Below are 24,912 nucleotides of genomic sequence, written 5' to 3' on the forward strand. Positions count from 1 at the left end.
CTCGCCGTCGCGGTGACGCCGGCGGCCGCGTGGCTGCATCAGCACATGCGCCGCACCACGCCGTTCGTGCTGGTGCTGCTGACCCTGATGGTCGAGGTCGCACGGACGTCGACGGACTGGAAGACCGGCGGCTACGTGAACCTGATCGTCGGCGCGTTGCTGATGCAGCAGATCGGTTTCTTCTACGCGGACGGCACGCTGACCGGCCTCCCCCGCAAGCTGCTGGCCGCGGTGGGTGCGATCACGTTGCCCGCGCTGGTGTTCTTCAGCGACTACCCGCGGTCGATGATGGTGCTCGGCGTGGCGCAGGTGTGCCTGGCGCTGCTGGCGCGCGGCCGGGTCACGTCCTGGCTCGACGGCCGGTCCTGGCACGTCGTGGACTTCGCCCGCCGCGCGCCCATGACGGTGTACCTCGCGTACCTGGCCGGGGTCGGCGCGCTGGTCGGGTTGCTCGGGGTGACGCAGGCGCCGGTCTGGCTGGTGCTCGGGCTGGTGCCGCTGATCCTCGTGTTCCACCGGTTCGAACGGCGCCTGGTGCGGCTGCCGAAACTCGCGCACGAGTCGCACCGCACGCGGCTCGCGACGGCCATGGGCGTGTCGTTCGGGACTCTCGGCGTGCTCGGGTTCGTGGTGAGCGGGTTCCTCGGCGACGGGATGCTGGTGCTGCTGCCGGTGGACCCGTTGCAGAACCTCATCCACCTGCTGCTCGGCTGGTACCTGATCCACACGGCCCGCACCGGCAGCTGCGACACCCGCCTGCCGTGGCTGCTCACGGCGCTGGCGTGCGTACCGCCGATGCTGGCACTGGATCCGGCAGGACCGGTGGTGGTGCTGCACGCCGTGGCGATCGGCCTCGCAGTGCTCGGAGCCATCCCCAGGTCACTGCCGCGCACACCGGCAGCCACAGCAGCCGCTGCCACACCCAGTCCGGATGATCTGCTGGCTGCTGGAGCCCCGGCAACGCTCCCCACGCGCTGAACGCCAGCGTCACGGTGATCAACGCGCTCTGGTGCGTCAGGAAGATCCCCAACGCGCGCTTGTTCAGCCACGCCACGGGTTTCGCCGTGCCGAGCCTCGTCAGCAGCGGTGCGATCGTGAGCACCAGGCCGATCTGCGCGAACGCCAGCGCGAGCGTCGCGTAGTTCGGCGGGTTCAGGTTGGAGACGGCCTCGCCCGGGATTCCCACCGCGGACAACGGATAGCCACCGAACGTCGTCAGTGCCGCGTACCCGAGCACGCCCAGGACCAGCAGCGGCGGTCCGGGAATCCTCCTGCGCGCCAGGGAGTGGCCGAGCTGCCAGGCCGCCCACCACACCGCGTACGGCACGACCAGCACCAGCAGGACCGGGACGAGCACACCCCACGAGTACTCGTCCAGCCTGCGCACCAACGGTTTCATCGCCAGCAGCACCAGGTAGACGCCGAAGAACCACAGCGGCGTCGTGACCAGGAACCCGATGTTCCAGGCGGTGCCCTGGTCCACCCCGCGCAACGTCAGTCCGAAGAGGACAGCCGCCCAGCAGCCCAGCATCAGCAACGTCGGCACGGCGAGCTGCTTCAACCGGACCAGGAACGAGGTCTTCGAGTGTGCGGCCGCATAACCGCCCACGAAGAAGAACAGGCCGAGCGTCTGCAACACCCAGGAAACCGGCGTGAGCGCGGTCAGGTGCTTCAACGGGCTGTCGATGTACATCCCGGTCGGCGTGTCCACCAGCGACGTCACCAGCCAGTGGCCGAGCACGACCGTGACGACGGCAAGCGCCCGCACGGCGTCGATGAACGGATTCCTCACAGCTTCTCCCCCGAAGCGATCCGGACGAGCGCGTTCAACGTCTCGCTGCCCGGTTCGTAGTAGGTGTCGTGCTTGCCGCCGTCGAACCGCAGCACCGTGGCACCGAACTCCTCGCCGGCCGGATCCGTGCCGTGCCCGAGGTCGAACAGCCGGGCGTTCGGCACGAACCGCATCCAGTCGCCGCTCGACCGCAACGCCCAGACCTTGGCCCGCGTGCCGAGTTCGGCAACGGAACCCGCTCGCACACCAGGACTTCCGGTGAACACGATGTCCGCCACGTCCAGGTCGTGTGCCGCAAGCCCGACGACCACGGATCCGTAGCTGTGGCCGAAGACGTGGATGCGCGCGTTGGTCTGCAACGCCCGCACGAAGTCGACCAGCGCAGCCGCACCCTGACGGGCCAGCGACCCGGTCACCGCGTCCACGCCGAGCCCCTGGGGCGTCCGGTAGCCGAGCCACGCGATCACGGCGAGGTCGTCGCGGTGCGCCTGGGCGTACAGGTCGGCCGCCATCCGCCCGATCGTGCGGTCGAACCGGTCGACGTCCACGTCGGACCCCGGCACGACGATCACGACGTCCCGCGCGGTGCTCAGGTCACCGACGATCGCGACCCGGCGGGCGACGTCGGAACGCCACTGCGCGATCGACGGTGCGACCGACGGCAGGGCGATCAGCAGGAGGAACAGGACGGCTCGGCGCATGAACCGAAACTAGGAAGACCACGGGCCCCGGATCGTCACCCCGGCGTGCCGCTTTTCCGTTGCTACCCCGGTATCACGAGCCCGCTCTCGTAGGCCGCGATGACGGCCTGGGCGCGGTCGCGGAGACCCAGCTTGGTGAGCACGCGGCTCACGTGCGTCTTGACGGTCTGCTCGGCCAGCACCAGATGCGCGGCGATCTCGGTGTTCGACAGGCCCTGCGCGATCAGCACGAGGATCTCGGTCTCGCGTTCGGTCAGGATCCCCAGCTGGGCGGGCCGGACCCGGTCCGAGCGACGTGACCGCACGAAGTCCTCGATCAGCCGCTTGGTGATCGACGGCGCTAACAGCGCTTCCCCCGCGGCCACCACGCGGACGGCGTTGAGCAGCTCACGGGCAGGCGCGTGCTTGAGCAGGAACCCGCTGGCACCGGCCTGCAACGCCTCGTAGACGTAGTCGTCGAGGTCGAACGTGGTCAGCACCAGGACCTTCAGGTCGCGGGTTCCGTCCAGCAACAACCGGGTCGCGGTCAAACCGTCCATCTCGGGCATGCGGATGTCCATCAGCACGACATCGGGATTGACCGTACGCGCCAATGCGACGCCCTGCACGCCGTTGCCCGCGGCACCGATGACCTCGATGTCCTCCTGAGCGTCGAGCAGCGCGGAGAACCCCTCGCGCACCATCTCCTGGTCGTCGACCACGACCACCCTGATCACTTGTCCCCCAACGGAATCCTCGCCCTGACCATGAACCCGCCGTCTTCGGTGGACTTCACCGTCAGCGTGCCACCGTGCACGGCCACGCGTTCCCGCATGCCCACCAGCCCCTGCCCGCTGCCGCCACCCCTCGACGGCCCTCCTGAGGTGTTGACCACCAGCACGTCGAGCCTGCCGTCCTCCCGGTGCACGTGGACGGACGCCTTCGAGCCGGGCGCGTGCCTGGTGGCGTTCGTGAGCGCCTCCTGCACGACCCGGTACGCGGTCAGACCGACCGCCTCCGGCACGTCGTCCACGTCGATCTCAGCCTCGTCCCCCGGCCGGACGAGCTCGGGGATGCGGCTGATGCCCGGTTGCGGTTCGCGTTGCAGCTCCTGGCCGTTGGTCCGCAGCACGCCCAGCAGGCGTTGCATGTCGGTGATCGCCTCCCGCGCCGCCTCGCCGACCTCGGCGAACTCTCGCACCGCGTCCTCGTTCAGTCCTTTGAGGCGGTAGGGCGCGGTCTCGCACCTGACCACCACCATCGACATGTGGTGCGCCACCACGTCGTGCATCTCGCGGGCGATGCGGGCGCGTTCCTCCAGAGCAGCCTTGGCATCGCGTTCTTCCTCGAGCTCGCGTTCCGCTCTGCCACGCGCACCGAACAGGTAGACCGCCGTACCGACGATGGGCACGAAGAGCGCCATGTCCGCGGCCTGCGGCTCGGAGGCGATGATGAGTGCGCCGCTGATCACCGTGGCCGCGATGACGATGCCGCGCGAGTAGAACCCCGCCACCGCGACGAACAGCGGTATCGCCGTCCAGTACTGGAACGCCCCGGCACCCTCACCTGCCCACAGGAGACTGACGGCGTAGAAGCCGGGCACGGCGAGCCGCCAGGCGTAGAGCGGCGACCAGATCAGCAGGACGTACGGCGCGACCGTCGCCAGGAAGACGACGACCCACCAGCCGTCCGAGGCCTCCTGGCGCACGTACCCGGCGCTCGAGACGACGCCCCAGACGAAAGCGTAGATGATCAGCGCGGCGTGCACCGGGACGCGCCACCGCCCGAGGACCTTGGCGGGCACTCGGGTGTGATCGGGACCGAGAACGGTTCGGTACAACGTGCGGAACACCACCCGATGCTAGGTGGATCCGTTGATTCGCACATTGACCTGCGGAGTGACATACCCCGGTAGCACTCTGATCAAGATGGGGCATTGCGAATGCGTGACACCGCGCGGTAGGCAGTACCTGTGAGACCACCACAGGATCCAGATCGCTGGTCACGGCTGACCGCCGTCGCCGGTGAGGCGCTGGCCGCGGCCAGGGCCGGGGAAGACGCTGTGGCGGTGGACCTCGTGACCGGGTACCTCAGCGGGTCGCCCGAGGGCAACGAGGAGATCCGTGAGCTGGTGCTGCTGCTGTTCGCGGAGTGCAGCAGCATGGTCAGCGCGCTCGGCTCCGGCGGTGCCACGCCGGTGAAGATGCAGGTCTTCGACGAGGACGGCAACGAGGTCCAGATCGACGACGCGGACCCGCCGGTGCGGACCGCGATCCGCGCGTTGCTGGCCGAGGTGCACGGCGACCAGGACGCGGCCGCGGAGCAGATCGAGATCGCGCTGGCCAACGGTCAACCGCAGGAGCTCGCGACCGTGGTCTTGCAAGCCCTGCGGTGGACCCTGAAGCTGGCCATCGAGTGCGAGACGCGCGAACTGCCCGTCGCGCCGTGGATCACCGCGTCGCTGGACGACCAACCCTGACGTGCAGCAGAGCGTCCACACCGGCCATGAGGTGCGCGTCGAGCGGGAAGTAGGCCATCGCGAGCATGGGGTCGGCACCGGTGTCGGTGCGCGGCACGCCCTCCGGCTTGTCCCTCGTGATCCCCCAGGTCGTGAACCGGCCCTGCAACTGGCCTTCGAGGGTGGCTTTGTCCGGTTCGCCGAGCCCGATCGAGTCGTTGCGGCCGAGCGTGCCGCCGAGGACGGTGTACTGGTCACCCAGAATCGGTGCCACGAGAGCGCCGGCCGAGAACCACTCGATCCGTTCGCCGGCCATCTCCATCGAACTGTTCGTCCGCTGCAGATGGGCGTTGTGCGCGAACACGAACGTCGGGCCGTTGGCGGCCTCGGCGCGCCGGATCTCCAGCAGGTTCCGCGCCATCACGCCGTCGCGCATCTGGCATAGGCGGTTGAGGCGCACACCCAGCGGGTTCGGCTCCGCGCACTCCCGGTGGTACTGGAGCAGGCTCAGCCCGGCCGTCAGGCAGGTCTCCGCGCGGGCCCACGCCTCGTCGGTGGTCCTGCGCTCGTGCAGCCGCATGAGCATCCCGGTGCCGATCTCGCGCAGCCTGATCGCCTCCGCTGACCGCCCGGGCGACTGGGTGAGGTCCATGACGGCCTCACTGCGGCTCCACTTCTCGTCGTCGATCGTGAGGTCCACGTCCTCGCCCAGGTAGTCGCGGGCGTGTTCGAGGCAGGGACGCGGGCTGGGCGCGCTGGCCGTCTCGGTCTGGAAGTCGAAGCCGTGGAACGACAGGCGTTCCTCCGGCGCCTTGTCCGCGTTGTACTCGCGCATCCACTGCACGAGCTCGCGGTTGGCGGGCCAGTTCTCCCCGAACGCGTGGGAGAAGCCCTCCTTCATGATCATGTCGAGGTCACCGGGCCCGCCGTGGACGTAGTCGTTGACGGCCAGACCCCGGATCCGGCAGGTCTCCAGGGCGATCGAGCGGAAGCCCAGACCGGCCAGCTGCTCGAACAGCTCGTTGCGGACCCAGGTGTGGGCGTGCTCGAGGTGCGTCGGCTCGCCGAACCCCAGGAGCTCGGTGAAGGGGCTGATGAACTCACGAATGTCCTGGCTCATGTGGTTCAACCGTAACATTGAAAGCTCTGTTGAAGCTTTTCGGCATTTCTTCTCTTCATTTGCCTCTAAAGTCTCAACTGTGCGTCCAGCAGACCTAGCCCGCGAGCACGGCCTCTCGACCCAGGCGGTGCGCAACTACGAGGAGTCGGGGTTCCTCCCGCCCGCCGGGCGCACGCCGTCCGGCTACCGCGTCTACACCGAGGTCCACGCCGCCGCGCTGCGCACGTTCATCGCGCTGATCCCCGCCTTCGGGCACGCCACGGCCGGCCAGATCATGAACGCGATCCACGACGACGCCCTGGACGACGTGCTCGTGCGGATCGACCGCGGCCACGAGCAGCTGCTGCGCGACCGTTCGACCCTCGACTCGGTCAGCAGAGCGGTGCAGGACCTGACCGACTTCGAACCGGTCCTGGAGCCGCGCACGATCGGCGAGCTGGCCCGGCGCCTCGGCGTGACCCCTGCGACGCTGCGCGCGTGGGAGGAGGCCGGCATCCTCGTGCCGTCGCGCGAACCGACCGGCTACCGCCTGTTCCGGGCGGAGGACGTCCGCGACGCCGAGCTGGCCCACCTGCTGCGACGCGGCGGCTATCCGTTGGCGCGCATAGCTTTGGTGGTCGAGCAGATCCGCACCGCGGGCGGCACCGACACGCTGGGTGCCGCCCTGACCGACTGGCGCCGCCGTCTCACCGAGCGGGGCCTGGCGATGCTGGCCGCCTCCGCACGGCTCAACGAGTACCTGAACGCACGGGCACCAGCTCCGTGACGAGCGCGCCGACCTGCTCGCTCTCGATCAGGAACGCGTCGTGCCCGTACGGCGACTCGATCACCCGCACCTCGTCCGCCCCGGCGATGCCCGCGGCCAGTTCCCGCTGCTGCCACAACGGATACAGCCGATCCGAGTCCACCCCGGCGACGATCGTGCGCGCGGTGACCTTCCGCAGCGCCGCCGCGACACCACCCCGCCCACGTCCGACGTCGTGGGAGTTCATCGCCCCGGTCAGCGTCACGTAACTGGCCGCGTCGAACCTCCGCGTCAGCTTCGCGGCGTGGTGGTCCAAATAGGACTCGACCTCGAACCGCCCGTCCTCCTGCCTCGCCCTGCCGAACCGGGCCTGCAGCTCTTGCTCACTCCGGTAACTGATGTGCGCGATCCGGCGAGCAACCCCAAGACCCTCCACCGGATCGGCCCTGATCGCGTGCAGCTGCGCGGACGCCAGCGCGATCTGCTCGGCGGAAGCCTGCGCCGTCGTGGCCAGCAACAGCAGGGACTTCACCCGATCAGGCGCGCTGACCGCCCACTCGACCGCACGCATGCCACCCATCGACCCGCCGAGCACCGCGGCCCACTGCCCGATGCCGAGGTAGTCCGCGAGGTGGACCTCGGCCGCGACCTGGTCGCGAATGGTGACGTCCGGGAACCCGGGGTACTGCCAGGGCCCGGTGCTGCCCTGACAGCCTCCCAGCACGTTCGGCGCGACGACGAAGAACGCGTCGAGCGGCTTTCCCTTCCCCACCAGCGAGTCCCACCAGCCCGGCGTGGGGTGACCCGGCTCCACGCCCCCGGCGACATGGCTGTCCCCGGTGAGGGCGTGGAGCACGAGCACCGCGTTGGAGGCCTCGGCGTTCAAGGTCCCCCACGTCTCGTACGCGAGCTGGAAACCCGGCAGTTCCCCGAACGGCGCGGTGTGGCTGAACCACTTCCGCCGCCCGTTCGGATCGCCGAACCGCCAGCCGCCCACTACAACTCGGACTTCGCCGCGGTGAAGCCCGCCTCCAGGTCCGCCTTGAGGTCCTCCAGCCCTTCCAGCCCGACCGACAGCCGCACCAGCCCGGGCGTGACCCCGGTGACGAGCTGTTCCTCGGGAGTGAGCTGACTGTGCGTGGTCGACGCCGGGTGCACGATCAACGACCGCACGTCCCCGATGTTCACGAGCTGGCTGAACAGGCTCGTCCCGTCGACGAACGCCCGCCCAGCCGACACCCCACCCCTCAACTCGAAACTCACGACCGCGCCCGCCCCCTTCGGCAGGTACTTCTGCGCGGCAGCGTGGAACGGCGACGAAGCGAGGCCCGCGTAGTGGACCTTCTCGACCTCGTCCCGCGCCTCCAACCACTCGGCAAGCGCTTGCGCGTTCTCGACGTGCCGCTCGATGCGCAGCGACAGCGTCTCAATGCCCTGAATGACCAGGAAGCTGGTCAACGGCGCAATAGCCGCCCCGGTGTCCCGCAGCCCCTGCACCCGCAACTTCGCCGCGAACGCCCCGTGCCCGAGCACCGGCCAGTACTGCAGCCCGTTGTAGCTGGGGTCCGGCTCGTGGAAGTCGGGGAACTTCTCAGCCCCGTACTCGAACTTCCCACCATCGACGACCACGCCGGCGATGGCCGTCCCGTGCCCGCCCAGGTACTTGGTGGCGGAGTGGATCACGATGTCCGCCCCGAAGTCCAACGGCCTGAGCAGGTAAGGCGTGGGCACAGTGTTGTCGACGATCAACGGCACGTCATTCGCATGCGCGACCCCGGCAACCCCTTCCACGTCCAGCACGTGCGAACGCGGGTTGGCCAACGACTCGGCGAAGAACAACTTCGTGTTGGGCCGCACGGCGGCCTGCCAGGCGTCAAGGTCATCGGGGTCGTCCACAAACGACACTTCGATGCCGAGCTTCGGCAACGTGTAGTGGAACAGGTTGTACGTCCCGCCGTACAACGAAGCGCTGGAGACCAGGTGGTCCCCGGCCCGGGCGAGGTTCAGGATCGCGGCGGTCTCGGCAGCCTGCCCGGAGGCGAAGGCAACGGCCGCGACACCCCCTTCAAGGGCGGCGACACGCTGCTCCAGGACGTCCTGCGTCGGATTGTTGATGCGCGTGTAGATGTTCCCGGGCTCAGCCAGCGCGAACAGGTCCGCACCGTGCTGCGTGTCCCTGAACACGTACGAGGTGGTCTGGTAGATCGGCGTGGCACGAGCGCCAGTGGCCGGATCGGGCGCGGCGCCCGCGTGAATCTGAGTCGTTTCAAAGGACCAGGACATGGCTGTGCTCCAGAACGTTCGTTGAAGAGGAGGGCTCAGATCAACGAGAGCTACGACAGGCCATGCTGGTGACGCGCACGTAGTCAACGTGGCGTCGGCTAACCAGCGACATGGTCATGAGGACTGAAGGTAGGGGTCCGTCCAGACTTGCGACACCCCGTCCATCTGCTGGGAACGCTTAGTCTGATCGCATGCGCACAGCTCTGGTCGGCTACGGACTAGGTGGGGCGGCCTTCCACGCCCCGTTCATCGAGGCAACGGAAGGCCTGACCCTCTCCGCAGTCGTAACGTCGAACCCGAGCCGCCAAGCGGAGGTAGCGGCCCGCTACCCGTCAGCCCGCCTTCTGTCCTCACTGGACGAAGTCTGGAGCGGCAACTTCGACCTGGTGGTCATCACCACCCCGAACCGCTTCCACGCGACCCACGCCCGCCAGGTCCTGGAACACGGCCTCAACGTGGTGGTCGACAAACCCTTCGCAGGCTCAGCGATGGAGGCACGAGCACTGGCCTCCATCGCCTCCTCCAAGGGCCTGATGCTCTCCCCGTTCCACAACCGCCGCTGGGACGGCGACTTCCTGACGGTCCAGAAACTCCTCAACGAAAAGGCCCTGGGCACAGTCCACAAGTTCGAGTCCCGCTTCGAGCGCTACCGCCCGGAGATCAAGTCCTCCTGGAAGGAATCGGGCGACCCGGCAGACCTGGGCAGCATCCTCTTCGACCTGGGCACCCACCTGGTGGACCAGTCGGTAGCGCTCTTCGGCCGCCCACTCTCAGTACACGCCGAGATCACCACGGTCCGCCCGGGCGCCAAGGCCGACGACGACGTCTTCCTCTCCCTCACTCACGAGGGCGGCGTCCGCTCCCACCTGTGGATGAGCGCACTGGCAGCAGACCTGGGCCCCCGCTTCCGAGTACTGGGCCACGACGCGGCCTACGTGAAGTACGGCATGGACCCCCAGGAAGACCGCCTCAAGAACGGCGAGACCCCCGCAGGCCCGGGTTGGGGCGAAGAACCAGAAGAAGCCTGGGGAACCCTGGGCGGCAAGCCGTACCGCACAGAACCAGGCGCCTACCAGAACTTCTACGCCTCAGTGGCAGCGGGCAAACCCCCAGTCTCACCACAGGACGCGGTGGCGGGCCTGGAGGTAATCGAAGCGGCCAAGCAGTCAGCCACCACAGGCGACGCAGTCCGCCTCTGATCAAACGACGCCGAAGGCGAGCAGTCTTCACCAAGCCCCGAGGGGTGGGGTGGCTTCGTCACCCCACCGAGCCGCACATCTGCGCAACGCCACTTCGCCCCAAGCAACAGGCGTGCCATCTACCCACGCGTGGCGTGAACCCCGGCTTTTGATCAGATCGGCGGGGTCCGGGGCGGAGCCCCGCGCTGGAAACAGGGAGACGGCCTACGAAACCGGCGCGCGCACCAACGGCGGATACAACACCTCAGCACCCCCACGCCGATACAACGCAGCGGGCCGCCCCCCATCCCGCGAGGTGCTCTCCCCGGTAGGGCTCAACAACCCGGCCACCCCCGTGACCTTCCGATGAAAATTCCGGGGATCCAACGAAACCCCCCAAACGATCTCGTAAACCCGCCTCAACTCGGCAACCGTGAACTCGGCCCCACAAAACGCAGTCCCCAACGGCGTGTACTCCAACTTGGCCCGAGCCCTCTCCACCCCGTCTTCCAAGATCCGGGCGTGGTCGAAGGCCAACGAAGAGACCTCCTCCACAGGAACCCAGGCCGCACCAGCAGCGTCAGTCCCGGCAACGGGCACAGGCAGGTCAGGCGCCAACGCCAAGTAGGCAACGGAGACGACCCGCATCCGAGGATCCCGCCCAGGCTCCCCGTACGTCCCCAACTGCTCAAGATGCAGCCCGGACACCCCGGTCTCCTCGACCAACTCCCGCCCAGCCGCCGCATCCACGGACTCGGCAACCTGGACAAACCCCCCAGGCAGCGCCCACCGCCCCCGATACGGCGCCTCCCCCCGCCGCACGAGCAGCGCGCACAACTCATCCCCCCGCACGGTCAGCACCACCAGATCGACCGTGACAGCAAAGGGAGGGAAATCACTAGGCCTGTACACACCCCAGACTATAGGCTTATCGTCAGATAGACGACAAGCCGCCACCAAGGAGCAGACCATGGCCGACATCAGCCGCTACCCAGGACTCCGCCACCTGAGGGGAACCCCGACGGTCCACATCAGACACGTCAAGAGCGGCAAGGTCATCCACGAGGGCACGGGCCTGAGCTTCTGGTTCCGCCCCAGAACCGCAGTCCTCAGCGAGGTCCCGGTGGACGACCGAGAACTCCCGATGCTCTTCCACGCCACAACCCACGACTACCAGGACGTGACAGTCCAGCTGACGGTCACCTACCGCTGCACCGCCCCGGAGACCACCACCAACAGGATCGACTTCTCGATCGACCCGGACACGGGAACCTGGCGCCAGGACCCCCTGAGCCAGATCGCGAACACCCTCACCGAGAGCACCCAGCAACACGCCCTGAAGGTCCTGGGCACCCTGACCCTCGACACAGCCATCAGAACAGGCGTGGAACGGGTCAAGCAGGAAGTCGCGGAGAACCTGACGGCAGCCCACCTGGGCCTGGAGATCATCGACGTCAGGGTCGTGGCCATCCGCCCGGACGCAGACATGGAGAAGGCTCTCCAAACCACCGTCAGGGAACGAGTCCAGCAGGAGGCGGACAAGGCCACCTACGAACGCCGAGCCATGGCGGTGGAACGCGAACGCTCGATCAGCGAGAACGAGCTCCAGAACCAGATCGAACTGGCCAAGCGAGAAGAACTACTGGTCATCCAACGAGGCGCCAACGCCCTCAAGAAGGCCGAGGACAACGCCAGGGCCAGCCGAGTCGCGGACGAGGCCAAGGCGGACGGCATCCGCAAACTGGCAGAGGCCGAAGCCGCAGGCGAGCAGGCACGCCTGAACGCCTACCGGGACATCCCCCAGGAAACCCTCTACGCCATGGCGGCAAAGGAACTGGCCGGCAACCTCCCGGAGATCGGCAGCATCACCCTCACCCCGGACATGATCCAGCCGCTACTGCAGAGACTGGCCCGATGAGCCTCGCCCCGAGAATTGTGCTGGTGCACAGGCGCACCGAGCTGACAGAGTTGCTGGCACGACACGGGACGAGAGGTCAGGTCGAGTTCTTCCTCAAGTCCCGCAACAGAACCCTGGACGAGGTGGTGGAGCGTGACCAGCAGGCCCGGAGGGCGTTGGGAGACGTCAGCGCCGCGATCCCGCTCGACTGGCGCCGCGGCGTCGTCGAGCGGGAAGACCTGTCGCGGTTCCTGTTCGCGCCCGAGGACGTAGTGGTCATCGTCGGCCAGGACGGCTTGGTGGCGAACGTCGCCAAGTACCTGGACGGCCAGCCGGTGATCGGCATCAACCCCGACCGGGGCGTGCTCGCACAGCACGCCCCGCACGAGGCCGCAGAACTCCTCCACAACACCGACAACACCGAAGACCGCACGATGGTCGAGGCCAGATCAGACGACGGCCAAACCCTCTACGCCCTCAACGAGATCTACGTGGGCCACCCGAGCCACCAGACCAGCCGCTACCGCATCGCGAACGAACGCCAGGCCTCCTCGGGCATCCTGGTGGGCAGCGGCACGGGAGCGACGGGCTGGTGCAGCTCGGCCCACCGCGAACGAAAGAGCCAGCTCACCCTCCCGACGCCAACAGAGCGCAAGCTCGTCTGGTTCGTCAGAGAGGCCTGGCCCTCCCCGAGCACCGGCATCACCCACACCGAAGGCGAGATCACCGGCCGCCCGCTCGACATCGACGTCGAGTCCGACGGCCTGGTGGCGTTCGGCGACGGCATCGAGAGCGACGCCCTAAGGCTGGGCTGGGGCCAACGGCTGAGCATCGGACTCGCCACCCGCCGGCTCCGCCTCGTGCGCTGACCCGATCACCAACAGACAGACCCCGGACAACACCGCACCAGCCACCAAATACAACGCGATGGCCCAGGTCCCGGTGCGCAACAACGACTGCGCCACCAACGGCGCCAGCCCACCTCCCAGCACAGCCCCGAGCTGGAAGCTCAACGCCACCCCGCTGTACCGAACCCGAGTCCGGAACAACTCCGCGAAATACGCAGCCGACGGCCCGAACAACGCGGCAGAGCCGACAAACCCGAGCACCATCGCGAACGTGAACCAACCGGAGTCCGTCAGCCAGAACAGCGGAAACGCGAAGGCGGCCTGAAAGATCGCCCCGCCGAACATGACGGGCAACCGCCCGACCCGGTCGGACAGCAACGCAAACGCAGGCACAGCAACAACCTGCGCAACCGACCCCACCACGGTGGCGATCAACAGGTCGTCCGCGGAGATCTTCAACGCGGTCCGCCCGTACCCGATCATGAACACGCTCAGCACGTAGATGAAGATCGTGAACCCGAGGTTCACCCCGGCACCGAGCAGCACCACGCGCCACCGGTCCCGCAGCACCTCGGCGATCGGCAGCCGCGACTTCTCCACCCGAGCGAACTGCGGCGACTCCGACACGCGCAACCGGATGTAGAGCCCGATCCCGACCAGCACGATCGAGAACAGGAACGGCAACCGCCAGCCCCACGACAGGAAGTCCGGCCCGGACGCGCGCGAGGACAGGTACATCGCCAGGTTCGCCAGCACGAGCCCGACCGGCGACCCGATGAACACCCAGCTGCCGTACCAGCCCCACCGCCCCGGTGGCGCGTGCTCGACGGCCATCAGCGACGCGCCGCCCTGCTCGCCGCCCATGAAGAACCCCTGCACGACCCTCAGCAGGACCAGCAGCAGCGGCGCGAAGATCCCGATCTGCGCGTAGGTCGGCAACACGCCGATCAGCGCCGTCGAGACACCCGTGACCGTAAGTGTGATCACGAGCATCGAGCGGCGCCCGATCCGGTCGCCCAGGTGCCCGATCACCGCGCCGCCCAGCGGCCGGGCGAAGAAGCCCGCGCCGAACGTGGCGAACGCGAGCAGCACACCGACGCGCGAGTCGAACTGCGGGAAGAAGATCTTGTCGAACACGAGCGCCGAGGCCGTGCCGTAGAGCAGGAAGTCGTACAGCTCGATCGTGTTACCGACCGCGGATGCCACAGCTACTTTGCGTACCCCCGTCATCGTTCCAGCCTGGTCGAGGGATTGACACTGCGCAATGGTCCGGTCACCCTTCGTCCTACGTTCCTACTCTTCAGTAACGAGGTAGCAATGACGCGCCGAGTGACTGTTGTTTCCCTGCTCACGGCCCTGATAGCGGCATTGCTGGCCCCGCACGCCAGCGCCGCCCCGAAGTACCGGAACTACGTCTCGCTCGGAGACTCGTTCGTTTCCGGACCGTTCATCCCCCTGCAGCGGCTCGACCCGCTGAGCTGCTTCAAGTCCACTCAGAACTACCCGTCCGTCCTCGCGAAGAAGCTCGGGATCGCGAACTTCACCGACATCTCCTGCGGCGGTGCGCAGACCAAGGACATGGCGGGCGTCCAGAGCGGCATCCCCGGCCAGTCCGTGCCGCAGTTCTCCGCCCTCAAGGCCGACACGGACCTCGTCACGGTGTCCATCGGCGGCAACGACATCGGCTTCTCCGACATCATCCTGACCTGCGCCGGCAAGAGCGTGCTCGACCCGCACGGCGCTCCCTGCCAGGCGACCTACGGCGACTCGCTGGCCCAGCGCGTCGACGCCACCTCCGCCAAGGTGGCCGCCGTGCTCGCGGGCATCAAGCAGCGCAGCCCGAAGGCGAAGATCGTGGTCGTCGGCTACCTGCGCATCCTGCCGCCGTCCGGCGGGTGCTGGCCGATCGTGCCGATCTCGCGGGGCGACGTGCCGTACCTCGACAACGTGCAGAAGCAGCTCAACGGAATGCTGGGCGCACAGGCGAAAGCGGCCGGTGCCACTTTCGTGAACCCGTACGACATCAGCGCCGGTCGCGATACGTGCGCGGCACCGTGGGACAAGTGGGTCGAGGGCATCATCCCGACGAGCCTCGCGTTCCCGGTTCACCCGAATGCCAAGGGCATGGCAGCGGTGGGTAAGCAGGTGGCCGCCGCTCTCGCCGGGACGGAACTCAGCGGCGTCTAGTTGCACGCACTTTCGGCGGTTTACACGATCTGGTGTTACCGCTCGGTTGATTGGAATTTCGGTTCCTGGCCGCGCCACAGTGAGGGCATGGCCAGGAACCGAATTTTGTTTGCCTGCCTCGCGCTCGCCGCTCCGGCCATCCCCGCGACGGCGACCGCGGCGCCTCTGCTGCCCGAATCGACCCTGATCCTCTCGGTGCAGCAGGAGTTGGGCTCTTTCGACAACACCCTGCTGAACTGCGACCCCGCCAGCGGGCCGCACAAGAACGCCAAGACCGCGTGCGACGACCTCGCTCCCGTCAACGGCGACTTCACCCGGCTGCCCCAGGCCGAAGCCCTGTGCACGATGGAGCTGAACCCGACGAAGGCGAAGCTGCACGGCACGTGGCGCGGCAAGAAGGTCGACTTCGAGGAGACCTTCTCGAACCCGTGCGTCATGCGCGTGAACACCGCCAAGGTGTTCGACTTCTAAGACCGCGTTCGCTGGTGCCCCGCCGCACCGCCGTCGCGGCGGGGCACCAGGAACGCACTACGCAGGAAGCCCCCACGAAGGCACCGGTGATCCGCCCACCGGTCCAACCTTCAACTCAGGCTTGTCCCCGGCTCGGTGGATGACCGCTTCCTCACCGCGCCGCAGGTCGATGTGCAGATCTCCGTTGGCCAGCACCGAGAACCGCCTCGGCCGCCCCCGCGAATCCCGCACGACCGGATCCTTGACGTCCGTGCGCACAACACAAGGCGCACCGGCCTCGCTACGCAGCTTGATCCACCGCGTGACGCCGTTCTGCCGCGACGCCGACAGCAGGAACGCACCCTGCGTCCGGAACCGGTCGAGCGAGATGTCCGGCCACGGCACCGCCGGGAACACCCGGATCACCCCACCCCAGCTCTGGCAGAGCATGTCGTACATGGACTGCACGGCGGACAACGGCGTCTCGATCACCGGCCCCGACTCCTGGTACATCGTGTTCGGCTTGATGTACCGGCGCATCAGCTCACCGAGGTAGTAGTCGGCCTTGTCCCCGCGCAACATCTGCGCGGAGATCGACGCCGCACCCGTGAACGTGTAGCCCTGCAACGCGCCCTCGAAGCTGATCCAGTGGTTCAACGACGTCTCGATCAGCTGACGGCTGGCGGGATCCTCCCAGGTCACCTCGTACAGCGGGTAGATCTGCAGCAGGTGCGAGTAGTGCCGGTGCGACTTCGCGAACGGCACCCCGGCGCCGATCATGTACCCGTTGGCGTCCACCGGGTACGGCGTCAGGTTCGCCAGCGTGTCGCGCCACTTCGGGATCAGCGGATCGTTGACGCGCAACGACTTCGCGGACTCCAGCAGCGTCTGGCACCCCCACCGGATCAGCGCGAGGTCGTAGTTGCAGTCCGGCGCGTTCACGCCGTACTCCGGTGAGAACGTGATCGGCAGGTGCCACTTCCCGTCCGAACCCTTGGTCAGGAAGTGGAAGTAGTAGTTGATCGCCCTGCGCAGCAACGGGAACAGCACACCTCGCAGCACGCGGTCGTCCATCGTGTGCCGGTAGGTGAGCCAGACGTTGTGCAGCGTCCAGGTCAGGTTGCCGACCTCGGGCGTCGGCACGTCCTTGCCGGGAATGCCCACGCCGTAACCGGAGTTGCCCACCCCTGCCCCGTTGTTCAGCACGGTGTCGGTGGTGCGCGGGATGCCGGCGGAGTCGTGCCGGTACTCGGCCGGCACCTGTTCCACCAGCGCGTCGCGGTATCTGTCGACGGAGTAGGTGACGGCGTCGAACTCGACGTGGTTGGAGCCGTGGATCAGCCAGTACTCCAGCTGCACGTTGAGGTTCCACCAGGTGTTCGGCCACGGCGTGTTCTCGAGCCACGGCCCGCAGGTCGCGATCGCGGGTGCTTCCTTCCGCGCCGCCGAGGCGAACTTGTAGAGCTGGATCCAGTAGAACGCCTGCAGTCGTTTGTCCGGAATGGACAGGAAGCTCTTGCGGTAGAAGTCGTGCCACCACAACCGGTGTTCGACGGCGAGCCCCTCGATCGAACCGCACCGGACGTTCGCGATCGCCCTGCGCACCGCCGTTTTCGCCGGATGCGACCACGCGACGCTGGTGAACAGCGTGCGCCGGGTGCCGCGGGTGGCCTCGCGCCACGCCGTCACGTGCTCGCCGCCCGCGTTCAACGGCTGCACGGCCAACTGCACGTCACCGGCGCTGGTGAGCTGCACGGGCGGGTTGTCGGTGAACCCCGCGGGCGGCTGACGGCCCCACTTCGGGTCGGTGCGGGGGCTGATCGCCTTGAGCGGGTGGAAGACCCACCGGAACGCGCGTTCGCCCTCGCTGGCCTGGACGTCGATCGCGTACAGGTCGCGGCGGGTGTGGATGAAGGCGCGCACCCGAAGACTTCCGGCAGCCGTCGTGATCGTGCCGGTCAGCTCGGCGTTCCACAGGTCCAGCCGCAGGTCGACGCCGGTGATCGCGCCGACGGGTTCGAGCGTGAAGTAGCCGATGGGCAGCCGGGCGAGACCGAACAGCGCCCCGAACTCCGGCCGGTGGTCCTGCACCTGGGAGTGCTGGACGTTGAACCTGACCGCGTTCGCGCCCGGCTCGGCGTAGATGCCGGAGCCGAGGTAGCCGTTGCCGAGGAACGGGCCCTCGAACCACGTCGCGGGCATTTTCTTCCAGATGAGATCGGATGACCCGAGGAAGTCCTGCCAGCTGAACCCATCACTTCCGAACGCACTCCCAGAGAGCAGCGCACTACCCGCCACCCCTGCTAATGCGCCTCCGATCACCGTACGCCGGTTGAGCTCGACCACTGCCGGACACCTCACTTCACTGTGCGGTCAGGTCCACGCTGGCGGCGATTCATCGGATCTTTCGCGACCGGTCTGCTTGAGTCAAGAGCGGTGCATAGGCTGCGATCATGGGGGACTTCCTCGTCTACACGATCGGCTTCCCGATCACCTTCCTGCTGCTGGTCATGGGCATGGCCCTGGCAGCGCGGCGAATTCTCGGCCTGCGCGTCGGCCTGGTCCGCACCGCGCTGATGTGCCTGCTCGCGATGTCGATCGCGACGAGCGTCTACGGCGAGGCCGGCACTGAGCCGTCCGCCGCGCTGGTCACCGTGCAGCTGGGGCTGTCGATCCTGGTGGTCATCGGGCTGCTGGCGTTCGCGGAGATCATCGTGCCGACCGGCTCGATCCCGCCGCCCACCGAGTGGTGGGGCATGCTGCGCCGCCGCATCGCACGGACCCGGCGGTACTCGCGGATCACCGCGATCGCGGTCCGGCACGGCCTGGGGCCCTACCTGCGCGGCCGTGAGCGGACCTCGACGGGGCTCTCGCGGTCGCTGCGGCTCGCGTTGCAGGACGCCGGCGTGACGTTCGTGAAGCTCGGGCAGGTGCTGTCGACGCGCGCCGACCTGTTGCCGCAGGACTTCGTCGACGAGCTGAGCCTGCTGCAGGACAAGGTGCCGCCGGCGAAGTGGGACCAGGTGCGCGCGGTGCTCGACGCCGAGGTCGGGCTCGACGCGTTCCAGGAGGTCGATCCGGAACCCCTGGCAGCGGCGTCGATCGCGCAGGTGCACCGGGCCGTGCTGAAGTCCGGCGCCGAGGTCGTCGTGAAGGTCCAGCGCCCGGACGTCCGTGCGACGGCGGAGGGCGACCTGGACATCGTCACGCGCCTGGCCGAGAAGCTGCAGCGCACGCGGTGGGGCGCGGCGCTCGGGATCCGGGACCTGGCGGCCGGGTTCGCGGCGGCGCTGCGCGAGGAGCTCGACTTCAAGATCGAGGCGCGCAACATCACGGCCGTGGCGGCGGCGTCGGACTCGTCCGTCGGCCTGCCCCACGTCCACCTGTCGACGTCTCGCGTGCTCGTGATGGACCGGCTCGACGGGGTGCCGTTGCGCGGCGCCACGGAGAACGAGGGGCTCGCGCGCACGCTCCTGCGGTTCGTGCTGCGCCAGGTGATGCTGGACGGCGTCTTCCACGCCGATCCGCACCCCGGCAACGTCATGCTGCTGGCCGACGGACGCCTCGGTCTGCTCGACTTCGGCTCGGTCGGCCGGATCGACTCCGCGCTGCGCTCGGCGTTGCAACGGCTGCTGCTCGCCATCGACCGCGGTGATCCCGCGGGCCTGACGGACGCGTTGCTGGAACTGACCTCACGGCCGGAGGACATCGACGAGCAACGGCTGGAGCGCGCGCTCGGGCAGTTCATGGCCCGGCACCTCGGTGCGGGCATGCGGCCGGACGTGGAGATGTTCGGCGACCTGTTCCTGATCGTGTCGCGGTTCGGCCTCGCCGTCCCGCCGGAGATCGCGGCCGTGTTCCGGGCCCTGGCGACGCTGGAGGGCACGCTGGCGGTGCTCGCGCCGGGCTTCAACATCGTCGTGGAGTCGCGGTCGTTCGCCGCCGAGCAGATCTCCGAACGCCTCACGCCCGAGTCGGTGCAGCGGACCATGGCCGAGGAGCTGCAGGCCGTGCTGCCGATGCTGCGCCGCCTCCCGCGGCGGATCGACCGGATCACCGGGGCGATGGAGCAGGGCCGGCTGAGCATGTCGATGAGGCTGTTCGCGGACGAACGCGACAGGTCGTTCATCACCGGCCTGCTGCACCAGGTGATGCTGACCGCGCTCGGCGCGACCGCCGGCGTGATGGCGGTGCTGCTGCTCGGCTCGACCGGCGGCCCGCGGATCTCGGCGGACGTCGGGCTGCACCAGGTGCTCGGCTACAACCTGCTGATCATCGCGGTCCTGCTCGGTCTTCGCGTCGTCGTCACGGTGCTCAGGCCGCGTTCCTAGAACTGCCTCCGATACACCGACACGTCGTCGCGCCACACTCCGAACTGGTCCGGTGCCGACTGGACGACCGTCATCTCGTTGAGGTGACCGAGCACCCGCCAGGCGCGCGCAACCGCTTGCGCGCCCGCGTAGGCGATCGTGCAGAACCGTCGCGGCTCGACGACGGTGCGCACGCGGTCGACGTGGCCGACGCTCATCGGTGTGTCCTGCCACAGGTCCAATGTGTACCCGGTCCGGATGGGGTCGCCGGAGCCCAGCACGCCCTCGATGCTGACCACCAGCCGGTCGTTCTCGAGCCTCAGGTTGTAGTGGCCGCTTCGCGGAGGGGTGCCACCGGTGTACGCGGAGCGTGCCGGATCGAGCACCCAGTGCCCCAGAAACGGCACGAGATCGTCACTCATGTGTGTCCCTTCGCGGAACCTGCGCCACTGGCGGATTGTCCGGCGCATCGGCGTGGGCGACCATCACCCGATGAGTTATGAGACGGGCGTCCGGTGGAAGTGGATACCGGCCGTCGTGCTCGGCTTCGTGCTGCTGAGCTGGATCGTGTTCGAGGCGCTGGACCTCATCGACTTCGAAGGGGTCGTGACGTGGGTGCGCGGCATCGACCCGCTGTGGGCGGCGGCGGCGATCTTCGCCCTGCTCGTCGTGGACGTGCTGCTGCCCGTGCCGTCGACTCCGCTCATCGTGCTGGCGGGAACGGCACTCGGTCTGCCCATCGGGCTGGCACTCGCGATCGTCGGGTCCCTGGGTTCCTCTGCCGCAGGGTACGCCCTGGGGAGGTTCGCGGGCCCGTGGTTGGTGCGCCGGGTGGTGACCATCGAGGAGCTCACGGAAATGCGCCGCTGGGGCCGTCAGTTCGGGCCCTGGTTCTTCGGCGTGGCGCGCGGTATCCCGATGATGGCGGAGACGGTGTCGGTGTCCGCGGGGGTGTCACGGGTGTCATTCCGGACCTTCATGTCGTTCACCCTCGTCGGGACCATCCCCATTTGTGCCGCCTACGTGTTCGCCGGATCGCAGGCCGACACCGTCGAGCAGATCGTGATGATCAGCGCCGTGGGTTTCCTGCTCACGGTCGGGCTGTTCTACATGCTGCGACGGCTCGTGAAGGCGGCGCCTTAGGAAAACCCTTGCGCGGCGTGGTTGTATTGATGAGCGCCCGGTGCGCAGCAGAGGCCTGCTTCCACTCCTAATGGATGGGTTGCGAGTCCGAGACTCGCAGGTCGTTCTTGCGGCTGCAACCCAGTTGACAGAGCGGCCAATTCCCCTTGATCCGACCGCACGAAGTCAGAGCCGCCATCGCGCCTGGTCGCGGTTGACAAGTTGCCCGTGACAGTCGGGGATATCACGACTGAACAAACGCCGCAGGAGTTGGACTTAGCCATGTTTCTCGATACCTCCGGCTTTGTTGCACGCGAACTGGTGCGACATCGGGATTGTTGAGGTGCTGGTAGTTGGTCGTCAACGAGTGACAGTTGGGACAAAGCAGTCGCACCTCGTGCGGCCGGTTCCTCTTTCGGTCCCCTGTGATGTGATCGACGTGCAGTGGCACTCGTCCGCTGACCGGGTTGATCTTGGCCCACCCGCATTCCTCGCACTGCTGTCCGCGAAGGAACACGAGGGCTTGCCGCACTCGGTCGTCGGGCTTTCCGTCCTCGGTCGTCCCCGAGGCTTGACCCGAGGTCCACGCTGTGATCCATCTGGCAAACGAGCCTGTGCGTTCGTACCGGTCCTCGTTGAAGCATGCCCACGAGCAGTACGGTCCTCCACGACGGCGCCCGACCCGCTCACATGACCCACATCGGCGGCATGGGTCGGGCTGACGACGGCGCATTGCGTCTGAACACGGTCGGCTACAAGTCTTCGCACCACGAACGACGGCACCGACACCGCACTGAGGGCACGTTGGACGGGGCTTGCGCAGTCGTGCCGATCGCTGTACCTGGGTACCGATGAGATGACAGGCATTGCCACAGAAGCGCGGGTTACGCGTAGTTGTCCCACAGTGCTCACATGGATGTGGATCGACGCGCGGAGAGGGCAAGGCTCAGACCTTCGACGGAAGGGGAGCGAACAGCCTCACACGTGGCCCGAGGTCACGACGGCATAAGGCAACAAGCGTCTTAAGCCACTAGCCCGTGCCAGCATGGACGCGAAGACAGGATTCGCTCGCACCGGGTACATGTGAAGTTGCGCGCTCCCGAGATCAGGATTGCCGACGACGGGTTAATTTCGAAGAAGTAGCCGTCAGCTACGCAAACGGAAATGCAAGGCCGACTGTAGCGGCGCGGCCGAGTTCGTCTACGCGCGGCTCATGGCCGAATCCGGCAAGGGTGTCAGTGATCGGCATCAACCTCGGTGGCGACCAGCACGCCGCGCACACCATCGACACAGCGACCGGCACGAGTTCGGCGGCCTGACGGACGCCACCTTCAAGGCGATCCCCTTGCTCGAAGCAGGTCAGAACGCGACCTGGCCGTTCTGAGGTGTGGGAGCTCTCCTGACGCGGAGAGCTCTCACACTTACTTTCAGTTAGCGTTTTGACCAGGTATGATGCCGACATGGACTACAACGTGTTCGCGAAAGCGTGCCCGTCGCGTCCCACGCTGGAGCACATCACCGGCAGGTGGGGCAGCCTGACGCTGACCGCGCTCGCCGACGGTCAGCTGCGCTTCAACGAGCTGCGCCGCCGCGTCGACGGGGTCAGCGAGAAGATGCTGTCCCAGACGTTGCAGGCGCTGGAGCGGGACGGTCTCGTGCACCGCGAGGCCCAGAACACGAACCCGCCGCGCGTCGACTACAGCCTCACGCCGCTGGGCCGCGACACGGCCGAGCGGCTGCTGTCGTTGATCCACCTGCTGGAGGGCCGGATGCCTGAGGTGCTCGAGGCGCAGAAGGCGTACGACGCCCGGTAATCCGCTTGTCCCGGCTGCTTAACCTGGCTGCATGAACGGCTGTTTGCGCTGCTGGAACCAAGCCGAGCTGGACCAGCTCGACGGGGATCCGGCGCTGGTTCCTGACGACCTCCTGCGGAAGTTCGCGAGGGAGGTCTACGACCACTTCGACCAGGACGAGTACGAACTCGCCTGGCGCCGTTTCGCGCCCAGGATCGTCGGCATGCTGGACCACACCCCCGAGAGCTGGCTCACCCAAGGCCTGACGTGGGCAGGGGTGTCCCGCTGGCCGGAGAACGAGCAGATCGCGCTGCGATCGCTGCTCACCGAGACCGTCGTCCGCGCCGCCGGCAACGAGGAGCGCAGGCTAGAGGTCGCCGAGCTGATCTGGGCCGCGGCCCAGATGGATCAGGACGTGAGCCCGTGGCTGCGCGTCGTCGACGGCCTTCCCCCGGCGGTCGTCGCGGAGCTCGCCCGGGACTGGTCCTACGACTTGCTGGCCGGCAGCGGACGGTCCGCCGCCAGTTGGGATCTCTGGCCGGAGCCCGGCGACCCGATCCGGGAGTGGCTGCTCACCGCCTCACTGCGCGCCCGTCTGTCCGAAGTGGATGGCGAGAGCGCGCAGTGGGCGGTGTACCAGATCGACATGCTGGCGGACGTCAGCACTCGATGACGTTCACGGCGAGTCCGCCGCGAGCCGTCTCCTTGTACTTCACCGACATGTCCTTGCCGGTGTCCCGCATGGTCTTGATGACCTTGTCCAGCGAGACGAAGTGCGAGCCGTCGCCGCGCAAGGCCATGCGCACGGCCGTGATGGCCTTGATCGACGCGACCGCGTTGCGTTCGATGCACGGGATCTGCACCAGCCCGCCGATCGGGTCGCACGTCAGGCCGAGGTTGTGCTCCATGGCGATCTCGGCGGCGTTCTCGACCTGTTCGGGGGTGCCGCCGAGCACCTCGGCGAGACCTCCGGCGGCCATCGAGCAGGCCGAGCCGACCTCTCCCTGGCAGCCGACCTCGGCGCCGGAGATGGACGCGTTCTCCTTGAACAGCACGCCGATCGCACCTGCCGTCAGGAGGAAGCGAACCACGCCGTCGTCGGACGCCCCTGGCACGAACTTCGTGTAGTAGTGCAGGACCGCCGGGACGATGCCGGCCGCGCCGTTGGTCGGTGCGGTGACGACACGGCCGCCCGCCGCGTTCTCCTCGTTGACCGCCAGCGCGAAGAGGGTCACCCAGTCCATGACCCGCAACGGGTCGGTGACGAAGTGCTCCTTCTCCAGCGTCTTGCGCATCTCGGCGGCACGCCGGCGGACCTTCAGGCCGCCGGGCAGGACGCCGTGCTCGTTGCAGCCGCGTTCGACGCATTCCTGCATGACGTGCCAGATGTGCAGAAGTCCTTGGCGGACCTCGGCTTCCGTGCGCCACGACAGCTCGTTGGCCATCATGATCTCGCTGATCGACAGGCCGGTCTCGCGACACCGCGCGAGGAGCTCGTCGCCGGTCAGGAACGGATGTGCCAGCGGCGTCGAGTCCGGCTTGATGCGGTCGGTGCCCGACGCGTTCTCGTCGACGACGAAACCGCCGCCGATCGAGTAGTAGACGGCGTGCTCGACCGGCTTGCCGCCGGCGAACGCCTCGAAGCTCATCCCGTTGGGGTGCAACGGGAGTGACTTGCGGCGGTGCATGACGAGGTCGCGGTCGTGCACGAAGCCGATCTCATGCGCACCGCCGAGCTTGAGCCGTCCGCCGGAGATGATCTCCTCGACGCGGTGGGCCGCGGCGGTGGGATCGACTTCCTCCGGGTGGTTGCCTTCGAGGCCCAGGAACACGGCCTTGGGGCTGCCGTGACCGTGACCGGTCGCACCCAGTGAGCCGAACAGCTCGACGTGCACGCGGTCCACTTCGGACACACGCGCGCCGAGCTTCTCGACGAACATCGCGGCCGCGCGCATCGGGCCGACCGTGTGCGAGCTGGACGGTCCGATGCCGACGGAGAAGAGGTCGAAAACGCTGATCGCCACTGATCAGTCCTTCGTGGTGGTGGGG

The 24,912-nt window shown here is 67.7% G+C and carries 23 protein-coding genes; 11 read left to right on the forward strand and 12 right to left on the reverse strand.

Going from position 1 to position 24,912, the window contains the following annotated elements; all coding sequences use genetic code 11:
• Window positions 1–769: 769 nt before the first annotated feature.
• From ACSHWB_RS08410 to ACSHWB_RS08425, 4 genes are all read right to left on the reverse strand, one after another.
• The gene (locus ACSHWB_RS08410) at window positions 770–1,792 is read right to left on the reverse strand and encodes an acyltransferase family protein (RefSeq protein ID WP_439661518.1); all 1,023 of its coding nucleotides are present in this window, start codon (window positions 1,790–1,792) and stop codon (window positions 770–772) included.
• Window positions 1,789–2,493 (reverse strand): alpha/beta hydrolase, encoded by a 705-nt coding sequence (locus ACSHWB_RS08415; protein WP_439661519.1) that lies wholly within the window; start codon window positions 2,491–2,493, stop codon window positions 1,789–1,791. Before ACSHWB_RS08415 ends, ACSHWB_RS08410 begins: the two co-directional genes overlap by 4 nt.
• Window positions 2,494–2,555: 62 nt before the next feature.
• The gene (locus ACSHWB_RS08420) at window positions 2,556–3,209 is read right to left on the reverse strand and encodes a response regulator (protein ID WP_439661520.1); all 654 of its coding nucleotides are present in this window, start codon (window positions 3,207–3,209) and stop codon (window positions 2,556–2,558) included.
• Window positions 3,206–4,324, reverse strand: a complete 1,119-nt coding sequence (locus ACSHWB_RS08425; protein WP_439661521.1) for a sensor histidine kinase — start codon at window positions 4,322–4,324, stop codon at window positions 3,206–3,208. Before ACSHWB_RS08425 ends, ACSHWB_RS08420 begins: the two co-directional genes overlap by 4 nt.
• A gap of 120 nt (window positions 4,325–4,444) precedes the next feature.
• Between ACSHWB_RS08425 and ACSHWB_RS08430 the strand changes: the two genes are divergently transcribed.
• The gene (locus ACSHWB_RS08430; protein WP_439661522.1) at window positions 4,445–4,951 is read left to right on the forward strand and encodes a hypothetical protein; all 507 of its coding nucleotides are present in this window, start codon (window positions 4,445–4,447) and stop codon (window positions 4,949–4,951) included.
• Here ACSHWB_RS08430 and ACSHWB_RS08435 read toward each other — a convergent pair.
• Complete coding sequence (locus ACSHWB_RS08435; protein ID WP_439661523.1) at window positions 4,923–6,050, reverse strand: erythromycin esterase family protein; 1,128 nt, start codon at window positions 6,048–6,050, stop codon at window positions 4,923–4,925. The genes ACSHWB_RS08430 and ACSHWB_RS08435 overlap by 29 nt on opposite strands.
• A 79-nt stretch (window positions 6,051–6,129) precedes the next feature.
• On the opposite strand from ACSHWB_RS08435, the gene ACSHWB_RS08440 reads away from it, so the two are divergent.
• Entirely contained in the window at window positions 6,130–6,816 is a 687-nt protein-coding gene (locus tag ACSHWB_RS08440; protein ID WP_439661524.1) for a TioE family transcriptional regulator, read from the forward strand.
• On the opposite strand, the gene metX is transcribed toward ACSHWB_RS08440, so the two are convergent.
• Together metX and ACSHWB_RS08450 are read right to left on the reverse strand one after the other, a co-directional pair.
• A complete protein-coding gene (metX, locus tag ACSHWB_RS08445) occupies window positions 6,779–7,792 on the reverse strand; it encodes a homoserine O-acetyltransferase MetX (RefSeq protein WP_439661525.1) in 1,014 nt (337 codons plus the stop codon). The genes ACSHWB_RS08440 and metX overlap by 38 nt on opposite strands.
• Window positions 7,792–9,078, reverse strand: a complete 1,287-nt coding sequence (locus ACSHWB_RS08450; protein ID WP_439661526.1) for a bifunctional o-acetylhomoserine/o-acetylserine sulfhydrylase — start codon at window positions 9,076–9,078, stop codon at window positions 7,792–7,794. The genes metX and ACSHWB_RS08450 overlap by 1 nt, the downstream gene beginning before the upstream one ends.
• Window positions 9,079–9,269: 191 nt before the next feature.
• Here ACSHWB_RS08450 and ACSHWB_RS08455 point away from each other — a divergent pair, with 191 nt between their 5' ends.
• The gene (locus ACSHWB_RS08455) at window positions 9,270–10,277 is read left to right on the forward strand and encodes a Gfo/Idh/MocA family protein (protein WP_439661527.1); all 1,008 of its coding nucleotides are present in this window, start codon (window positions 9,270–9,272) and stop codon (window positions 10,275–10,277) included.
• A 204-nt stretch (window positions 10,278–10,481) separates the two neighbouring features.
• On the opposite strand, the gene ACSHWB_RS08460 is transcribed toward ACSHWB_RS08455, so the two are convergent.
• On the reverse strand, window positions 10,482–11,168 hold the full coding sequence (locus ACSHWB_RS08460) for an NUDIX hydrolase (RefSeq protein WP_439664547.1): 687 nt from the start codon (window positions 11,166–11,168) through the stop codon (window positions 10,482–10,484).
• A gap of 58 nt (window positions 11,169–11,226) precedes the next feature.
• Here ACSHWB_RS08460 and ACSHWB_RS08465 point away from each other — a divergent pair, with 58 nt between their 5' ends.
• Window positions 11,227–12,174 carry an SPFH domain-containing protein gene (locus ACSHWB_RS08465; protein WP_439661528.1) on the forward strand — a complete coding sequence of 316 codons (948 nt, stop codon included), beginning with the start codon at window positions 11,227–11,229 and terminating at the stop codon, window positions 12,172–12,174.
• A complete protein-coding gene (locus tag ACSHWB_RS08470) occupies window positions 12,171–13,022 on the forward strand; it encodes a hypothetical protein (RefSeq protein ID WP_439661529.1) in 852 nt (283 codons plus the stop codon). Before ACSHWB_RS08465 ends, ACSHWB_RS08470 begins: the two co-directional genes overlap by 4 nt.
• Here ACSHWB_RS08470 and ACSHWB_RS08475 read toward each other — a convergent pair.
• A complete protein-coding gene (locus ACSHWB_RS08475; RefSeq protein ID WP_439661530.1) occupies window positions 12,954–14,207 on the reverse strand; it encodes an MFS transporter in 1,254 nt (417 codons plus the stop codon). The genes ACSHWB_RS08470 and ACSHWB_RS08475 overlap by 69 nt on opposite strands.
• A gap of 111 nt (window positions 14,208–14,318) precedes the next feature.
• Here ACSHWB_RS08475 and ACSHWB_RS08480 point away from each other — a divergent pair, with 111 nt between their 5' ends.
• Both ACSHWB_RS08480 and ACSHWB_RS08485 read left to right on the forward strand, forming a co-directional pair.
• The gene (locus ACSHWB_RS08480; protein WP_439661531.1) at window positions 14,319–15,188 is read left to right on the forward strand and encodes an SGNH/GDSL hydrolase family protein; all 870 of its coding nucleotides are present in this window, start codon (window positions 14,319–14,321) and stop codon (window positions 15,186–15,188) included.
• A gap of 87 nt (window positions 15,189–15,275) precedes the next feature.
• The gene (locus ACSHWB_RS08485) at window positions 15,276–15,659 is read left to right on the forward strand and encodes an SSI family serine proteinase inhibitor (protein ID WP_439661532.1); all 384 of its coding nucleotides are present in this window, start codon (window positions 15,276–15,278) and stop codon (window positions 15,657–15,659) included.
• Window positions 15,660–15,716: 57 nt separating this feature from the next.
• Here ACSHWB_RS08485 and ACSHWB_RS08490 read toward each other — a convergent pair whose 3' ends face one another.
• Window positions 15,717–17,840, reverse strand: coding sequence for a glycosyl hydrolase family 95 catalytic domain-containing protein (locus ACSHWB_RS08490; RefSeq protein ID WP_439661533.1), 2,124 nt, complete (start codon window positions 17,838–17,840; stop codon window positions 15,717–15,719).
• A 251-nt stretch (window positions 17,841–18,091) separates the two neighbouring features.
• On the opposite strand from ACSHWB_RS08490, the gene ACSHWB_RS08495 reads away from it, so the two are divergent.
• On the forward strand, window positions 18,092–19,969 hold the full coding sequence (locus ACSHWB_RS08495; RefSeq protein ID WP_439661534.1) for an ABC1 kinase family protein: 1,878 nt from the start codon (window positions 18,092–18,094) through the stop codon (window positions 19,967–19,969).
• On the opposite strand, the gene ACSHWB_RS08500 is transcribed toward ACSHWB_RS08495, so the two are convergent.
• Complete coding sequence (locus ACSHWB_RS08500) at window positions 19,966–20,370, reverse strand: hypothetical protein (RefSeq protein ID WP_439661535.1); 405 nt, start codon at window positions 20,368–20,370, stop codon at window positions 19,966–19,968. The genes ACSHWB_RS08495 and ACSHWB_RS08500 overlap by 4 nt on opposite strands.
• 70 nt (window positions 20,371–20,440) lie before the next feature.
• On the opposite strand from ACSHWB_RS08500, the gene ACSHWB_RS08505 reads away from it, so the two are divergent.
• The 3 genes from ACSHWB_RS08505 to ACSHWB_RS08515 all read left to right on the forward strand — a co-directional run bounded on the left by ACSHWB_RS08505 (window position 20,441) and on the right by ACSHWB_RS08515 (window position 23,536).
• Window positions 20,441–21,091 carry a TVP38/TMEM64 family protein gene (locus ACSHWB_RS08505; RefSeq protein WP_439661536.1) on the forward strand — a complete coding sequence of 217 codons (651 nt, stop codon included), beginning with the start codon at window positions 20,441–20,443 and terminating at the stop codon, window positions 21,089–21,091.
• 1,439 nt (window positions 21,092–22,530) lie between these two features.
• A complete protein-coding gene (locus tag ACSHWB_RS08510) occupies window positions 22,531–22,884 on the forward strand; it encodes a winged helix-turn-helix transcriptional regulator (RefSeq protein WP_439661537.1) in 354 nt (117 codons plus the stop codon).
• 31 nt (window positions 22,885–22,915) lie between these two features.
• The gene (locus tag ACSHWB_RS08515) at window positions 22,916–23,536 is read left to right on the forward strand and encodes a hypothetical protein (protein WP_439661538.1); all 621 of its coding nucleotides are present in this window, start codon (window positions 22,916–22,918) and stop codon (window positions 23,534–23,536) included.
• Here the strand turns inward: ACSHWB_RS08515 and ACSHWB_RS08520 are convergent.
• Window positions 23,523–24,887 (reverse strand): L-serine ammonia-lyase, encoded by a 1,365-nt coding sequence (locus ACSHWB_RS08520; protein ID WP_439661539.1) that lies wholly within the window; start codon window positions 24,885–24,887, stop codon window positions 23,523–23,525. The genes ACSHWB_RS08515 and ACSHWB_RS08520 overlap by 14 nt on opposite strands.
• Between the last annotated feature and the right edge of the window lie 25 nt (window positions 24,888–24,912).

The organism is Lentzea sp. HUAS TT2, from assembly GCF_051853195.1.
GTDB lineage: Bacteria > Actinomycetota > Actinomycetes > Mycobacteriales > Pseudonocardiaceae > Lentzea.

What these genes read in the sequence shown, in the direction of transcription:
- ACSHWB_RS08495 (WP_439661534.1), top strand. Translation starts at nt 18,092, where the DNA reads ATGGGGGACTTCCTCGTCTACACGATCGGCTTCCCGATCACCTTCCTG.
- ACSHWB_RS08490 (WP_439661533.1), bottom strand. Translation starts at nt 17,840, where the DNA reads ATGCCCGCGACGTGGTTCGAGGGCCCGTTCCTCGGCAACGGCTACCTC.
- ACSHWB_RS08510 (WP_439661537.1), top strand. Translation starts at nt 22,531, where the DNA reads ATGGACTACAACGTGTTCGCGAAAGCGTGCCCGTCGCGTCCCACGCTG.
- ACSHWB_RS08500 (WP_439661535.1), bottom strand. Translation starts at nt 20,370, where the DNA reads ATGAGTGACGATCTCGTGCCGTTTCTGGGGCACTGGGTGCTCGATCCG.
- ACSHWB_RS08470 (WP_439661529.1), top strand. Translation starts at nt 12,171, where the DNA reads ATGAGCCTCGCCCCGAGAATTGTGCTGGTGCACAGGCGCACCGAGCTG.
- ACSHWB_RS08415 (WP_439661519.1), bottom strand. Translation starts at nt 2,493, where the DNA reads ATGCGCCGAGCCGTCCTGTTCCTCCTGCTGATCGCCCTGCCGTCGGTC.
- ACSHWB_RS08505 (WP_439661536.1), top strand. Translation starts at nt 20,441, where the DNA reads ATGAGTTATGAGACGGGCGTCCGGTGGAAGTGGATACCGGCCGTCGTG.
- ACSHWB_RS08455 (WP_439661527.1), top strand. Translation starts at nt 9,270, where the DNA reads ATGCGCACAGCTCTGGTCGGCTACGGACTAGGTGGGGCGGCCTTCCAC.
- ACSHWB_RS08465 (WP_439661528.1), top strand. Translation starts at nt 11,227, where the DNA reads ATGGCCGACATCAGCCGCTACCCAGGACTCCGCCACCTGAGGGGAACC.
- ACSHWB_RS08515 (WP_439661538.1), top strand. Translation starts at nt 22,916, where the DNA reads ATGAACGGCTGTTTGCGCTGCTGGAACCAAGCCGAGCTGGACCAGCTC.
- ACSHWB_RS08450 (WP_439661526.1), bottom strand. Translation starts at nt 9,078, where the DNA reads ATGTCCTGGTCCTTTGAAACGACTCAGATTCACGCGGGCGCCGCGCCC.
- ACSHWB_RS08485 (WP_439661532.1), top strand. Translation starts at nt 15,276, where the DNA reads ATGGCCAGGAACCGAATTTTGTTTGCCTGCCTCGCGCTCGCCGCTCCG.
- ACSHWB_RS08435 (WP_439661523.1), bottom strand. Translation starts at nt 6,050, where the DNA reads ATGAGCCAGGACATTCGTGAGTTCATCAGCCCCTTCACCGAGCTCCTG.
- ACSHWB_RS08480 (WP_439661531.1), top strand. Translation starts at nt 14,319, where the DNA reads ATGACGCGCCGAGTGACTGTTGTTTCCCTGCTCACGGCCCTGATAGCG.